The sequence below is a fragment of the Sphingomonas hengshuiensis genome, from assembly GCF_000935025.1.
GTDB classification, from domain to species: domain Bacteria; phylum Pseudomonadota; class Alphaproteobacteria; order Sphingomonadales; family Sphingomonadaceae; genus Sphingomonas; species Sphingomonas hengshuiensis.
The window spans coordinates 2,863,211-2,877,262 of record NZ_CP010836.1 but is presented as its reverse complement, the minus strand read 5'-3'; the positions used below and the strand labels follow the sequence as shown (position 1 = coordinate 2,877,262).

General features: G+C 63.6%; 13 protein-coding genes. 5 read left to right on the top strand and 8 right to left on the bottom strand.

Features of this window, described 5'->3' with window-relative positions:
* Positions 1-70: 70 nt before the first annotated feature.
* Complete coding sequence (locus tag TS85_RS12710; protein WP_227698469.1) at positions 71-2,353, top strand: hypothetical protein; 2,283 nt, start codon at positions 71-73, stop codon at positions 2,351-2,353.
* A gap of 305 nt (positions 2,354-2,658) precedes the next feature.
* On the opposite strand, the gene TS85_RS12705 is transcribed toward TS85_RS12710, so the two are convergent.
* From TS85_RS12705 to traA, 4 genes are all read right to left on the bottom strand, one after another.
* Positions 2,659-3,858, bottom strand: a complete 1,200-nt coding sequence (locus tag TS85_RS12705) for an IS256 family transposase (protein ID WP_044332620.1) — start codon at positions 3,856-3,858, stop codon at positions 2,659-2,661.
* Positions 3,859-3,894: 36 nt separating this feature from the next.
* Complete coding sequence (locus tag TS85_RS12700; protein ID WP_044332618.1) at positions 3,895-4,947, bottom strand: hypothetical protein; 1,053 nt, start codon at positions 4,945-4,947, stop codon at positions 3,895-3,897.
* Positions 4,948-5,135: 188 nt separating this feature from the next.
* On the bottom strand, positions 5,136-5,711 hold the full coding sequence (locus tag TS85_RS12695; protein WP_052507896.1) for a DUF6118 family protein: 576 nt from the start codon (positions 5,709-5,711) through the stop codon (positions 5,136-5,138).
* A 10-nt stretch (positions 5,712-5,721) separates the two neighbouring features.
* Positions 5,722-8,556: a Ti-type conjugative transfer relaxase TraA gene (gene traA / locus TS85_RS12690; protein WP_044332616.1), complete on the bottom strand. Its 2,835-nt coding sequence runs from the start codon at positions 8,554-8,556 to the stop codon at positions 5,722-5,724.
* Positions 8,557-8,727: 171 nt separating this feature from the next.
* On the opposite strand from traA, the gene TS85_RS24720 reads away from it, so the two are divergent.
* Both TS85_RS24720 and TS85_RS26275 read left to right on the top strand, forming a co-directional pair.
* Positions 8,728-9,051: a conjugal transfer protein TraD gene (locus tag TS85_RS24720; RefSeq protein ID WP_077228591.1), complete on the top strand. Its 324-nt coding sequence runs from the start codon at positions 8,728-8,730 to the stop codon at positions 9,049-9,051.
* A 16-nt stretch (positions 9,052-9,067) separates the two neighbouring features.
* Positions 9,068-9,289: a conjugal transfer protein TraD gene (locus tag TS85_RS26275; RefSeq protein ID WP_044336234.1), complete on the top strand. Its 222-nt coding sequence runs from the start codon at positions 9,068-9,070 to the stop codon at positions 9,287-9,289.
* 13 nt (positions 9,290-9,302) lie between these two features.
* Here the strand turns inward: TS85_RS26275 and TS85_RS12680 are convergent, their stop codons facing one another.
* The 4 genes from TS85_RS12680 to TS85_RS12665 form a co-directional block, all read right to left on the bottom strand.
* Positions 9,303-9,857, bottom strand: a complete 555-nt coding sequence (locus TS85_RS12680; protein WP_044332615.1) for an AAA family ATPase — start codon at positions 9,855-9,857, stop codon at positions 9,303-9,305.
* Positions 9,858-9,860: 3 nt separating this feature from the next.
* Positions 9,861-10,790 carry a HEPN domain-containing protein gene (locus TS85_RS12675; protein ID WP_044332613.1) on the bottom strand — a complete coding sequence of 310 codons (930 nt, stop codon included), beginning with the start codon at positions 10,788-10,790 and terminating at the stop codon, positions 9,861-9,863.
* Positions 10,791-10,867: 77 nt separating this feature from the next.
* On the bottom strand, positions 10,868-11,113 hold the full coding sequence (locus tag TS85_RS12670) for a hypothetical protein (protein WP_044332612.1): 246 nt from the start codon (positions 11,111-11,113) through the stop codon (positions 10,868-10,870).
* Positions 11,110-11,997: an ArdC family protein gene (locus tag TS85_RS12665; protein ID WP_044332610.1), complete on the bottom strand. Its 888-nt coding sequence runs from the start codon at positions 11,995-11,997 to the stop codon at positions 11,110-11,112. Before TS85_RS12665 ends, TS85_RS12670 begins: the two co-directional genes overlap by 4 nt.
* Before the next feature lie 579 nt (positions 11,998-12,576).
* Here TS85_RS12665 and TS85_RS12660 point away from each other — a divergent pair.
* Together TS85_RS12660 and TS85_RS12655 are read left to right on the top strand one after the other, a co-directional pair.
* Entirely contained in the window at positions 12,577-12,786 is a 210-nt protein-coding gene (locus TS85_RS12660) for a helix-turn-helix transcriptional regulator (RefSeq protein ID WP_044332608.1), read from the top strand.
* Between the two features lie 187 nt (positions 12,787-12,973).
* Positions 12,974-14,050 carry an IS5 family transposase gene (locus TS85_RS12655; RefSeq protein ID WP_044332606.1) on the top strand — a complete coding sequence of 359 codons (1,077 nt, stop codon included), beginning with the start codon at positions 12,974-12,976 and terminating at the stop codon, positions 14,048-14,050.
* Positions 14,051-14,052 lie beyond the last annotated feature (2 nt).

Below are 14,052 nucleotides of genomic sequence, written 5' to 3'. Positions count from 1 at the left end.
ACGAAATTCCTGACACTGCCAGACTATGGAAACGATTAGCGGCGGACCGATTTAACCAAATCGCCTCTTTTTGACGTCAGATTTGCCTCCGACATTCGGTCGTTCGGTGCTGACAGCGTCCATTCCAAAGGCCGCCATTTGGGCAGCCACGCCGCTTGACCGGTTCGTAGGCGCCGGTCAAAACGGCTGCAGAATACGCCCCCTTGGTGAACAGCACACGAACATGACACTCGATATCCGGGGCAGCATCAAAAATACGAGGCTCAGCAAGAACCGCTATGTCGTGTTCGAAGAGCTGATCTCGAACGCGATCGACTCCTTCCTTATCCGCAAGAAGGCCGAAGGAGCGGTGGCGCCGCTATCGATCCTGATCGACGTCGATTTCACGGCGGCCGACCTGCTCGGCGAGCGCGAAGCGATGGCGGTCGCGTGCGCGGACAATGGCTGCGGGCTCGGCGACGAACAGCTGAAAGCCTTCCTTACCAAGGACACCTCCTACAAAGATGACCTCGGCATCGTCGGCATCGGCAAGTGCAAGGGTGCAGGGCGCATCCAGTTCTTCCACCATTTCGCCGAGATGGCGATCGACACCCGCTATCGCGATGGCGACGATGTCTGCCGCCGCACGATGCATTTCGCCGAGCCGCGCAAACAGATCGAGTTCGATGATTTCACTACGGTCGCGGCGCCGGGCGCCGATCTCGGCACGACAATCCGCCTTGAGCAGCTCAAGGATCTCGTGCGCGAGCGCGTTTTCCAGAATGAGCGGCTGAGCGAGATTTTCGCCGCGCCGACCCTCCGCCGCGTCACACTCGTTGCCTTCCTGCAGCGCCTCGTCGGACTTGCCGATGAGCTGGGCGATTTCGAGATGCGGTTCCGTACGCACCACTGGACGCAGGGGGAGAAGATCGAGTGGCTGCGCCGCGCGGATCTGCCGGCGATCACGCGCGAAGTTCCGGTCCAGGTCGAGGAGCACGATCCTCGGAGCGGAGAAGGGCTCGGATCGCACCAGCTTTTCACGCTGTCGCACTACCAACTCGACGCGTCAGACTATGATCTGCCGCGCAACGCTATCGCGTTCTGCGCGAAATCATCACCGGTCAAAGACATCACGGCTTACTATCTGCGGACCAAAACCGAGCAGCGCAGTCCGGTCGGCGGCTTCCATCACATCGTGCTGATCGAAGGCGAATATCTTGACGGCCATGTGAACGAGCAACGCGACGATTTCGACGACATTCCCGAAGAGGTCGGCACAGGCGGCCTCTTCGGGGGTGAGAAGCTCTCTTACGCGGCTATTCACGAGGCGATCGACCCGGTGATCGAGGAGATGGTCGCGCCTGCGGACTGGAAGAAGGAGGATGTCCTCAAGGATATCCTCGAACAGTTCGGTGTCGGTGTGGGCATGCTCGCCGATACCGAAACGCGAATCCGACATGGCGACAGCGCGCAGCAGGTCGTCGAGCGGGTGCTACGCAAATATCAGGAGCGCGTGATCAACGCGACGGCGGAGATCTTCGACCTCAAGGAGGACATCATCAACACCCAGCCGGATACCGACGAATTCCGGACGAAGATCAATGAGCTGTCGTGGAAATATACCGCATCGCTCAAGGATTTCGACATGGCGAACCTATCGCAGCTGATCGTCCGGCGCGCTGCGATCGTCGAGATCCTTGATCTCGCGTGCCGCAAGCAACTCGCAATGCAGGCGAGCACGGCGACCGGCAAGCGCCGCGACGAGCGCATCATTCACAGCATCTTCTTTCCGATGCGCAAGGACAGCACTGAATTCGCCGACCATGACATTTGGCTGCTTAGCGAGGAGTATCAGTATTTCGACCATATCGCGTCGGATAAGCCGCTCGCGCAGATACCTTGGTCAGAAACGGAGAAAATCTTTGACAGCGATATCGACGCGGAGTTTCGAAAGCTCCTGCAGAAGCGCGCCGATGACAATGCCGGTAAGCGGCCCGATATCGCGCTTTTTAACAAGGAGGGATCGGCGATCATCGTCGAGTTCAAAGCACCCGATGTGTCGCTCGATGATCATATCGGCGATCTTTTCGAATATGCGCATCTTCTAGCCGCCAAGTCGCATGGCAAGCTGCGCAAATTCTATTGCTATCTGATCGGCGACACGGTCAATCCGCTCAGGCTCAACAACTGGATTCCGTTTCCGGACGGGAAGGGGTATTTCCAAGCGAGCACAATGCTCGATCCGGTAACCCGCGCACCGCTTGGCGAGATCTACTCCGAGATGCTTTACTATGACGATGTCGTCGCGCGCGCGAAGAAGCGGATCGCGGTCTACCAGCAGAAACTGAAGATCGATTTGCGCAGCGGGCGCTGATAGGGCGAATCTCGGAAAGCAGTACAAAGCCAGAATTGAACCCGCGATTGCGCCCTGTGATGGTGCCCAAGTCAGCAAGTCAGCTTCTTCCAGAACATGTCAAAAAGCTGGCTGCAGTCGGCCCATTTCCTATGCGCTGCCCGACTCGCCGTCAGGGTCCAGCGGTCCCTCAATCTGTCTGCGCTCCGCGGCGATGCGCGCATCCATCGCGGCCTTGTGGCGCGCGCGGCGGATAGATCGTGTCCCACCAGGTGGTGTAGCTTCGCCGGCGCGGTAACGGCGATCCCCGGTGTGGGCGGGGCTGATCATGCTGCCATATCTGGCAGCGTGACGAGCGGATCATCGCTCAACTGAGCGACACTTTCCAGTGTGATGTAGCGGGCGCGCTGGACGGCCCATTCGTCGTTCTGTTCGAGCAATATCGCGCCGACGAGGCGGGTGATAGCGTCCTCGTTGGGGAAGATGCCGACGACATCGGTGCGCCGTTTGATCTCGCCGTTCAGGCGCTCCAGCGGGTTGGTCGAATGCAGCTTGGTGCGGTGCTGCGCTGGGAATGACATGTAGGCGAGCACGTCCTCTTCGGCGGTATCCATGAGCTTTGCCAGCTTTGGGACGTTGGGCCTGAGCTGATCGGCGACCTTGCGCCACTGGGTCTTGGCATCACCGGCGGTTTCCTGCGCGAACGCGGTGGCGATAAACGCCGAGACAACGCGGCGGCCACTCCTGCCGGCATGGGCGAGGGCGTTGCGGGAGAAGTGCACCCGGCAGCGCTGCCAGGTAGCGCTGAACACGCGCGATACCGAGGCCTTGATGCCTTCGTGCGCGTCGGAGATGACCAGCTTGACGCCGCGCAGGCCGCGCCGCGCGAGGCCTCGCAGGAAGTCGGTCCAGAAGGTCTCGGCTTCCGACGCGCCGATCGCCATGCCGAGCACCTCGCGCCGGCCGTCGCTGTTGACGCCGACGGCGATCGTGACGGCGACCGAGACGATGCGGCCGGCCTGGCGCACCTTGAGGTAGGTCGCGTCGATCCAGACATAGGGCCAGTCGCCCTCGATCGGGCGCTCGAGGAAGGCTTTGACGCGGACGTCGATCTCTTCGCACAGCCGGCTGACCTGGCTCTTGGAGATACCGCTCATCCCCATGGCTTTCACGAGGTCATCGACCGAACGCGTCGAGATGCCTTGGATGTAGGCCTCCTGGACGACAGCGGTGAGCGCCTTCTCGGCGAGGCGCCGCGGTTCGAGGAAGCAGGGAAAATAGCTGCCCTTGCGCAGCTTGGGAATGCGCAGCTCGACAGTGCCGGCACGCGTCTCCCAGTCGCGCTCGCGATATCCGTTGCGCTGGGCGAGCCGCTCCGGGTTCTTCTCGCCGTAGGCGGCGCCGGTCATGCTGCCGACCTCAAGGTCCATCAGCCGCTCGGCCGCAAAGCCGATCATCTCGCGCAGGAAGTCGGCATCGGCGCTCTTCCCGAGAAGCGCCTGAACGTTCATGCTGTCATCGGTCATCGGAATCTCCGTAAGCTTGAGCTTCGCAACCCAACCTTATCCGAAGATCTCCGATGACCACCCGCGAAGCTGACCGGCCGCTACGGCGCTAGTTGGAAGCGCGCGGCCGGTCAGCTTCGCTACCGTCGACCTACACCACCACCAGGGACACGACCGGCGGATAGGTTCGCGGGCATCATTGACCTGATTGCAATGCAGGCAAGTGCCCCATTTGTAATCGTCCTCGGCCAGCACATCGCAGCGGCAGCCATCGACCCCGCAGGACTCGCGCAGGACGGTTCTGGTAACGGCGCACACCGCGCAGAACAGCTGATCCTCCCTTCCGTCGAGAAGCTGGGCGAAGCGCGAGCCGGCTTCCCAGTCGAGCTGATCGCTCGAGCAACTCAGGCACATGAACGCCCGTCGCCGCTTGTCGAACCCGAAATGCTGGCGGATATAACGCGGCGCGACCACCTTCTGCAGAAGCTCAAAATCGTTAAGGAGCCCGGTCTCGACATCGGCGCCGCCCGCGATCGCATAGCCGTCGTTGAGTTCGTGATCCATGCGCGCCGCGGCCCATCTCACCTCGGGAAACAGCGCAGCATGGGTATCGAGGATCAGTATCAGGATGTCGCGTGCGTCCGATACGATCCGATGACCGCCAAGGTGGACGATTTTGTTACGCGCGCGCCGGCCCTCCTCGAAAAGCCTTGTGAAATTGGCATCGAGCGGTGTGTCGCAAACCGTATTGTGGACGCGCACCAGATCGGCGGCATCGAGGGTGCGGAACTCCTCGAACGAGGTCGGTCGCCGATCAGCGCCGGAGGGCCATAGCCGCGGTTCGCCGACGAGCAGCAGATAGGGGCTGACGGCTGCTACGCGCGCCTTTAGCCCCAGTTCCTGCGCTTGGTGGACCATGACCAGAGCGTGGCGCAGCGCCGGCTGGCGAGAGGCATGGTATTCCTCGCGGACACTGCCGTCATCGTCCCAAGTCTCAACCTGGGTCCGCTCAAGCAGCCGGAACACTCCGAGCGCGGTCTCCCAAGCCATGTTCAGCAGCGCTCGTGCCGAGCCATTGAGATCGTCGGACGTTGGAAGATCGGTGATCATTGGATTGATCTGTCCGTTAGCGTTCAACGACTGCTATAGCTACCCGCGAATTTTAAAGCTGCCAGTCCGGAACCGGCCCAGTTGCAGCCGCGTTGCGAAGCCGGCTGTGGGAAACCTGGGTGTCGGGTTTTGGCGAGAGCTGCGGTTGAGCAGGGCGCGAGTGAATGACCGGTAAGTCGCAGAGTCAGTCAATTTTGCTCACGTGTATGGTCATTTTCGACGAAGGGCCCGTTAGAAGTGGCCTGTTCCTTTCCCAATGTCCTCGCTGCCATCCATTGCGGGACATGCCAGCTCTCGGGGAGGGAGCGCGCGATCATTCCCGGCAAGAAGGACCAAAGCAGAATTCCCGCGACAAATGCGCAGAGCATCATCCATAGCTCGCGCTTTCGCTGGTGATCCGTTGACCGCGCCCGAACGACGATCCCGTCGATGCGCCCAATCACCTGATGCAGGTCGACACGCGCTTCGTCCATCTGGCGTTTGTCGTCAGCTCGCGCATCTGCCGCCGCCTTCGCCAGGTGTTGGACCATCAGGGCCGGTGTCAATTTCACGGCCGGCGCCTGCTCGATGCGGGCGATGCCCTCCATCATCGCGGCGAGTTGTCGGCTGATCGCGCCCAGCGTCGGGCTGTAATCCGGCATTTTCTCGCGCGCAGCGGTCAGCCCCTGAATGGCTGTGTGAAGGAGGGAAATCTCCTGCCGCAGGTTTTCGAAGGCCTGGGTGGGATCATCGGCAATGCCATGGTGGCGGGGAATGTCGGTCATGGGCGCGAGCCTACATCCCGATGCCGAGCCCGCGCGAGCGGCCGAGCCATTCCTGGAGGTCGTGAGATATCGACGCGCTGCCCTGAGACTTCAAACCCAGCTCCAGCGCGCGATTGCGCATCAGCGACTCGAGTTGCGGGTCGCGGTGCAGGGCCTTCGCCATGGCGGTCATGCCATCCCTGGTGGACCTCGCGGCACCGTAATCCCTTTTCCTCTCCAGGGTTTCCAGTTGCTGAGCCTTGTTCTGCCAATCTGCGATGAAGCGGTCGGCGCGGTTCGCGGCATCGAGGCGGATTTCTCCCCCTGCGACCATCGCTTGGATAGCGCGGCTGGTGCGACCATTCGCGGTTTCGCTGATGAGGGCGGGGTCCTTGTTCATCGCCACGCGCATGTCTTCGCCGCCGCCGGGACGTAGCGCATCGATTTCGTCGCGGGCACTGCCCAACGCTTCCCACTGGTGGGGTAGGGGCTCGAAGCCCTGCTGTTTCATACCGACGATGTCTTGCGCCGCGCGGCCAAATCGCTGCACCGCCTGTTCGAGCGGACTGGGCTGATTCGGCATGTGGGTCGGCGCGCTGCTGAGCTTCAGCCCGTCGAACATCCCGCGACGGGGCGGCGTCGGCGTTGGCGATAGCGCTGGTTGCACGTCGGGTGCGCGGGTGTAGTCCGACGCCATGTCCTTGCCGCGCTCGCGCGCCAGTGTTCGGGCCAGCCGCCCGGCATCGGCAAAGTCGTCGCCGCCATAATGCAGATCGACGCGGTCCCGATGGCGCGACAGCGCAACATAGGCAGCGTGACGGTCCAGCCCCGGCGTTGCCAGCACATGGACGCGGTCGACGGTCATGCCCTGTGCCTTGTGGATGGTGGCGGCATAGCCGTGATCGACATGGACATAGTCCTTCAGGTCGAAGGCGATACTTCGCCCGTCATCGGTGCGCACGCGCATCGCGACTCCGCTGACCTGCTCAATCGTGCCGAGCGTGCCGTTCTTTACCTCCAGGCTGCGCTCGTTCTTGAGGAACATGACGCGGTCGCCCGCCGCGAACGATCGGCTTCCGCGTTCGACGACGAGGTCGACGTCGTCGCCCAGCATCTGTGCCGCCCGCATTCGGTCGCGCGCTGCGGTGTTCAGTTCGCGCACTTCATCATTGGTATGGGTGAGGATGATGCGGCTCGCCTGTGGTGTGGCCTGCCGGTCCTTGTCCCAGCGGTCGATCAGCGCGTCGCGGGCTGCTTCGCGCGTCTCGGCGGCATGGACATGGCCAGCCTCCGTATAGGCGGCCAGTGCTTCGCCGGTGCGGCCGGTAGCTAGCTGTCGCGTGGCGTCGCGCTGCCAGACTTCGGACTGGCGGCGGATGGTGGTGATTTCCACTGCGCCGCGTCGCTCGGCAATCGAGCGGAACGCCGCACCTGCTTCGATCGCCTGGAGCTGTTGCGGGTCACCCACGAGCACCACCTTCGCGCCGCGCTTCTCCGCTTCGCGGATAACGCGCTCCATCTGCCGCGTGCCGATCATCCCGGCCTCGTCGATGACGAGGACGGATTTGTCGGTCAGCAATTCGCGGTCCTGGCCCCATTGATGCTCCAGGCTGGCGATGGTGCGCGACGCGATGCCCGAGCCACTTTCCAGATTCTCCGCAGCGATGCCCGACAGCGCCGCGCCGTGGACGGTGTAGCCCGCCGCTTCCCACACCTCGCGCGCGACGCCGAGCATCGCACTCTTGCCGGTGCCGGCATAGCCGATGACGCTGCTGATGCCCCGCGCGCCGGCTACATGCTCCAGCGCCCCGCGCTGCTCGGGCGAAAGCCGAAGCCCGCGCTGTTCGGCGACGCCGATCGCCCGTTCCAGATGCCGATCGGCAACAGCATGGTGCCGGCGCGCGTCGAGCGTCACGGTGGCGCGTTCGAGGCGCTTCTCGGTCTCCAGCATCGCGCGCGACGTGAAGCGATCGTCGCCGCGCCCATCCTTGCCCAGCTTCACCAGTTCGGGCGACGCGCGCACCGCCGCTATCACCTGATCGAACTGGTCCTTTCCTTCGCTGTGGCTATGCACGAACATCGCCAGGTCGCGGGTAGTGAAGGTCGCCTGGCTGTGGGTGATCGCGTCGAGCGCGATGCTGGGGTTGGCGAGGATATTCTCGCCATTGGCGCGGGCGATGGCGTGGTGTTCTTCGAGCCGTTCGCTGTCACGCCCCTGCGTCACCATGCGCGACGCGGCGGGACCGATCTTGTGCTGCGGCTCCAGATCGATGCCCTGCGCTTCCAGGCTGCGGTGATCGACCCGCGCGTCGATATCGAGTTCGGCGAGGCGCTGATTGACGTGCTCCGCCCAGGCCTCGCGCCAGTGGGTCAGCAGCTCGGTCCGGTTCCAGTCGCGCACCTTTGCGCCTAACCCGTCTTCGCTGACACCGCGAAGTCCAAGCATCACATGGGCGTGGGGCTTCGCCAGCCCATCGAGGCCAATATCCCAATGGACATTGAGATCGGCAACCATGCCGCGATCGACGAATTCCCGTTGGACGAACGACCGCGCCAGTTCGATGCCATCGGCCTGCTGCATTTCGCGCGGGATCGCGAACTCGATTTCGCGGGCCAGCTGCGCGTCCTTGCGCAGCTCGGCGGCCTCGACATCATTCCAGAGCCGCTCGCGGTCGCGCCACGCTTCGGGCGCGTTTTCGGGCAGCAGCACTTCGCTGTGCACGACGCCTGCCTTGTTGGAAAAGTCATGGTCCCGGCCGAGCCGCTGATCGTGCAGCCGCGATGCCGAGCGATAGGCGGCAGCCGCCACCGCGCTCGACCCAGCCGCGCGGGAAATGACTTTGGCCGAGAAGTGGTAGATCGCCATGGCGACGCACCAGATACGCCTAAAAGCGCACGTCGGCACGACGTATAAGCGCGCCCTCGAACGATTTCATCGCTCTCGGGACCGCGAAATCTCACGAAGTTTCAGGCTATTGGCGCGGATTGCCCATGACGATATCTGGTCTGTCCGACCGACACAAGGAAGGGCAGGAGCATGCGAAAACCCCGAGACTATGATGCAGACCTGAAGGCGCTCGCCGACAAGGCGCGCCACCTGAAGACGCGCAAGCAGAGCCAGCTCGGCGAACTGGTGATGGTGACTGGCGCCGATGCGCTGGGCGTGGAGGAACTGGCCGGCGCCTTGTTGCATGCGGCCGGCACCGACGCAGCGACGCGGGAGGCGTGGCGCAACCGGGGCGCCGCTTTCTTTCGAGGTGAGCGGCAAGGCGCTGGCCGCCGCGCTGGTCGCGAGCCGGGCGGCACTGCGGCGGGCGACAGAGGGGCGGAACCGGCTCCAGGCGAAGCGGGCGCGGCATGATCACCGCGACTGGCAGGTGAAACGGCGCGAGCGCACGAGGCAGCTGATCGAACTGGGCGGCCTCGTCGCGAAAGCAGGGCTGGTCGAGCTGACGGAGGATGACCGCGCCGTGATCTTGGGCCTGCTGACGGAGGCAGCGGCTCGGCTGCGTGATGGGGATCGCGAGCAGATGCTGACGCTCTGGCGACGGCGCGGCCGACGGGCGTTCGCACAGGCCGAAGCGCAGGATCGCGAATAGACGACGGCGCTGTTCAGTTGGCGTGCGCGCCCAGAAAATCGAGGACGAAATCGGCACGAGCCGGGACGGGTATTTTAGGGAGAAGCACGACCTCATAGCCGAGGCGCGGATAGGCGTCGCGCAGGCGGTCATATTCCTCGATCGCCGCGCCGACGTCGTGGCGACGATCGGCGTCGTTATCGAATAGCTCCGGCCAGGGCGGGGTCAGAAAAACACGGGTGTGATAGCGATGCGCGTGACACACTGGCTCGGCGTGCCGTTCGCCGCTGACATGGTCCAGGGCTACGACGGCATCGACCAGACTACGGTCGAAGAACACCCAGCCAGAACGTCGCGCGGCGTGTTTGCGATCCTGTAAGGCCACCTCGATCGCGCGCTGGGCGAATGCGGCGAGGTCGACCCACGGAAGCGCCGCGCCGCCGCGCACGATTTCGTCGGCGATAATGCGCCGCCCGGGCTCTTCCACGACAGCGTGTCCGCGCTTTGCCAACTCATCGATCAGCGTTGATTTGCCGCCGCCCGAGCATCCGGAAATGACGACGAACCGCGCGGCGGGATCGGTATCCATCGGCTATCCGGCCTGCCGCGCCGTCGCCTCCAACTGGGTAATGCGCTCCGAGCAAATTTCGTGCACGACGCGGCCCAGCTCCTCGACCCGCTCGCCGAGCCAGACCAGCTCTTCCTCGCTGATCCGGTAGTGCTTCGAATATCGCGCCTTCACATAGGCTTCCTTCAGCTTCTCGAACATGCCGCGCTGCTTGCGGTTGTCGCTAGGCCAGATGTACGTCAGGCGCGCATCAAGCCGCTCAGCCTGTGCGCGCAGGAACCCCAAATTGTGAACGTGTGGTGTGTAGAATTCCACCACGAGAAGCGCGCAGTGCAGGAGGCTTTCGGTCGCTTGGTGCAGCAGGAAGGCTGCCTTCTTCCAGCTCCCACGTTCCATGTAGAATTTGTACCCAACGAGAAACTCGGCCGCGCTCGGCATCCACTCCTCGAAATACTCCCTGGCCATGGAGAGCGCCGCGTGCGGTGTCTTCGGCTTGGGTTGGTGCAATTCACTATCTTCGCTCTGGTACAGCGCGATACCATCGCGGGCGACGTCCATGAAGAAATAGCGTCCATGGGCGAGGCCGTCGTTCACCTCGGCAAAGGTATGCACGATGAAATTGACCGGGGTCTTGATGCTGCCGGTGATGCCGAATTCGCGCATCAGCCGGTCATCGACATTCGCCCAATATTTGATGCGGTCGGTCAGGCGCTTGTCGTTGACGATGATCAGCAGGTCATAGTCGGACTTGTAGCCCTTGGCGGTATGCGGCTCATCGATCCAGTTGCCACGGGCATAGCTGCCGTACAGGATGACCTTGAGGATGCGGCCCTTCTTCTTCCACTCGTGGCTGGCGAGCGCGAAGGCGTCGTCGAACTCCTCGAAGACGATCTGCACTACGCGCTCCAGCTCGCGCTGCTTGGCAGGCGGAAGATGATCGAGATTGCTGCGCATGGCGGACGCTACCCTGTCGGGCTTGCCGTCCAATGGCAAGCCACTGGACGGCAAGCAGTCTGTTCGAATGCCGGCGATCACCACGGCCAAAGCCGTCGCCACCACGGTTCGGGCTCGCGCACGATGCGCATGAAGAGGGTGAGGGCGGCGGCAAATTCCGCCTCCACCATTTCAGCGCTGATGCCGTGCCGTTCACCAAGCGTCGGATAGTCGATCTCCTCGAACCGCATCGCCCAGAAGATCGCGCGCTGCCGTTCGGTCATCCGACGCAGGGCACGGAAGCCCCGGCGCCGGAAGACATGGGGTGGAAGCCGCTCGGTCATGACCGCACCTCCCCACCGGAAAGGAGGAAGTCCGCCGCCTTGCTCGCCGCACTGGCAGCCCGAAAGATCGCCTTCTCGTCACCGCGCAGCACTGCGAGCCAGGAGCCGATATAGTCGCTGTGTCGGACGGTGGGCACAATGCCGAGCGACGCGCAGGTGAACGCCGCCGACATTTCCGCGACGAGTTCTTCCTTTGCGTACGATGCCGATCCGAAGGCGCCGGACTGGTCGCGGTCCAACCGGCTGCGATGGCCGGTGAAATGGCCAAGCTCGTGCAGCGCCGTCCGGTACCAATTCACCGGGTCATGAAAGGCGGCCTGTGGCGGTACCTGCACAAAATCCTGCACCGGCGAATAATAGGCCTCGCTCCCGCCGATCCGGAAATCCGCGCCGCTGGCCGCGATCACCCGATCAACTTCGGCAATCGCCAGTACGGGATCGGGCAAAGCCGGAATGCTGGTCATCGCCGCAGGCAGGCCGTCGCACTGGTCGATATTGAACACGGTGAAGCGCTTCAGAAACGCAATGGTCCGCGCCGCCCGGTCTTCGCCCTGTGCTTTCTCCGCCTCGTCCTTCGGGGTAAAGCGGTCCGCGTAGCAAACCACCGTACCCTTTTCGCCGCGCCGGACATGGCCGCCTGCCGCCTCGGCCTGCCGATAGGTCAGCCAGCGCTGGGCACCGTATCCGCCTTCGATCGCCGCCGCCCACAGGATCAGCACATTAATCCCCGAATAGGCTCGGGCCGACACTGCGTTCTTCGGCATCGTACACGGGCAGCGCGCCGCATCCCAAGGCTGCACCCAGGGCAACCGGCCTTGCTCCAGCTCCGCGATGATCCGGGCCGTCACCTCGCCATAGAGGCTCTGACGCTCGTTGCTCTGCATCTCCTCTGCTCCTTCCTCAAACCGCCATCGACCGGCGCCGGGGTGGCGGGGGGCGGCAGGAGCGGACCGACAGCCCCGCCGGACACAGGCGGGGCGCACCCGAAGGGCAGGAACGAACGTGGATGACCCGGCAGCAAGGCTGCCGGGTTGCGCCGCGCCGAGGCGGGGCTACAGGGCCGTGACGCCCCCCGCCACCATGACGCCGAAGGCACCACGCCGCCGCGCCACCGGCGCGGCGACCGCCAGAGGCATGGTCCCCATGCCGACCGGCCCGCGACGCGGTCCGGCCCCACGTCATGCGATCGTCACGGCGAAGCCGCCGAGACGCCTCACGGCGACTCGGCTGGAGCGGCCACGCGGAAGTAGAGCGCGGTCAGGCTGGAACAGCCTGAGACGCCACGTCACACGCCCGCAAAAATTATTTGGCGTACATTTGGAACGGTGGCGGACAAACGGGAAAGTCTACGGACATCCTAGCGTAAAACCGCCAATTCTCATGCGGTTGACGCCAGCGATCGTCGCCCCAACTCTGTCTCCGACAAGCACAAAAGGACCCCACAAAACACAGGAGACTGACCCATGACCCAGCACCAACCCGACCGCTTTCTTCGCCTCAAGGAGGTGCTCAACCGCACCAGCCTGTCACGCGCGACGCTCTACCGGAAAATCCAGAAAGGGACCTTCCCCAAGCAGGTGCGTATCGCCACCCGCTGTGCGGGCTGGCGGGAGTCCGCCGTCAATGCGTGGATGCACAATCCCATCTTCTACCATGTGGACGATGTCTGCTGACGGAGGCCGTGCGAATCTGACGCGAGGTGAGGCTGGGTGAGATGGGGCCGGCGGCCGTCGACCAGACCCGGTCGTTCAATTCTGCTCCAGCGAACGTCCAGTCCCGACGGAAGCTGGGCACCTCCATTTACCTCTCGCCAAATTGACGCAGTGATGATTCATTGTCGGCGGTCAGCGGGAGCGGACGATGCGGCAGGCTGGGCTTTTCGGATTATCGGACCACATGAAGCGCCTTTCAGCGGACGGCGATCCGCTGGAGGTGCTGGCGCGGATCGTGGACTTTGAAGCGTTTCGGCCGACGCTGCTAGCCGCACTGGGCTATTCCGACGGTACCAAGGGTGGTCGTCCGCCCTACGATCCGGTGGTGATGCTGAAGGTACTGGTGCTGGCGGCGCAGAACAACGTGGCCGACGGGCGGATGGAATGGCTGATCCGGGATCGGTTGAGCTGGCTGCGCTTCCTGGGCTTCGACCTTGGCGCAGCGACGCCGGATGCGAACACGATCCGCATGTTCCGCGAGCGGCTGACTGCAGTCGGCGCGCTCGATACGCTGTTTGCCGATTTCGACCGCCAGTTGAAGGCGCGGGGCTATCTGCCGATGGGGGGTCAGATCGTCGACGCGACGCTGGTCGCCGCGCCCAAACAGCGCAACACCGAGGCTGAGAAAGCGGCGGTGAAGGCCGGCCGGAGCGCTGCCGAGATCTGGCCGGACGAACCCGCCAAGGCGCGTCAGAAGGACACGGATGCTCGCTGGACGCTGAAGTTCGCCAAGGCGCGACCCACCGCCGATGGCAAACCGCAGCCGGATATCGCGATCCCGAGTTTCGGGTACAAAAGCAGTATTTCGATCTGCCGGGCCTTCGGCTTCATCCGCAAGGGCAAGGTCACCGATGGCGCGCGCTACGACGGACGCATGCTGCGCGACGTCGTGACCAGCGACAACACCGCCTCGGATGTCTGGGCCGATACCGCCTATCGCAGCCAGAGCAACGAGCGCTGGCTGAAGGCACAGGGCCGGGTCAGCCGCATCCACCGCAGAAAGCCCAAGGGCAAGCCGATGCCCGCCCATGTCCGCCGCGGCAACGCCACCAAGTCGAAGATCCGGGCCCGCGTCGAGCATGTGTTCGCGCATCAGAAGGCCGTCATGGGCCTGTTCATCCGCACCATCGGCATCGAACGGGCCAAGGCCAAGATCACGCTCGCCAACCTGGCCTTCAACATCCACCGCCTGATCTTCCACGAGCGTCGCGCCGCAATGGGATAATT

Excerpts from the sequence above, each read along its gene's own strand:
- TS85_RS12675 (WP_044332613.1), bottom strand. The coding sequence starts at position 10,790 with ATGCGCAGCAATCTCGATCATCTTCCGCCTGCCAAGCAGCGCGAGCTG.
- traA (WP_044332616.1), bottom strand. The coding sequence starts at position 8,556 with ATGGCGATCTACCACTTCTCGGCCAAAGTCATTTCCCGCGCGGCTGGG.
- TS85_RS12680 (WP_044332615.1), bottom strand. The coding sequence starts at position 9,857 with ATGGATACCGATCCCGCCGCGCGGTTCGTCGTCATTTCCGGATGCTCG.
- TS85_RS12700 (WP_044332618.1), bottom strand. The coding sequence starts at position 4,947 with ATGATCACCGATCTTCCAACGTCCGACGATCTCAATGGCTCGGCACGA.
- TS85_RS24720 (WP_077228591.1), top strand. The coding sequence starts at position 8,728 with ATGCGAAAACCCCGAGACTATGATGCAGACCTGAAGGCGCTCGCCGAC.
- TS85_RS12705 (WP_044332620.1), bottom strand. The coding sequence starts at position 3,858 with ATGACCGATGACAGCATGAACGTTCAGGCGCTTCTCGGGAAGAGCGCC.
- TS85_RS12695 (WP_052507896.1), bottom strand. The coding sequence starts at position 5,711 with ATGACCGACATTCCCCGCCACCATGGCATTGCCGATGATCCCACCCAG.
- TS85_RS12670 (WP_044332612.1), bottom strand. The coding sequence starts at position 11,113 with ATGACCGAGCGGCTTCCACCCCATGTCTTCCGGCGCCGGGGCTTCCGT.
- TS85_RS12665 (WP_044332610.1), bottom strand. The coding sequence starts at position 11,997 with ATGCAGAGCAACGAGCGTCAGAGCCTCTATGGCGAGGTGACGGCCCGG.
- TS85_RS12660 (WP_044332608.1), top strand. The coding sequence starts at position 12,577 with ATGACCCAGCACCAACCCGACCGCTTTCTTCGCCTCAAGGAGGTGCTC.
- TS85_RS12655 (WP_044332606.1), top strand. The coding sequence starts at position 12,974 with ATGCGGCAGGCTGGGCTTTTCGGATTATCGGACCACATGAAGCGCCTT.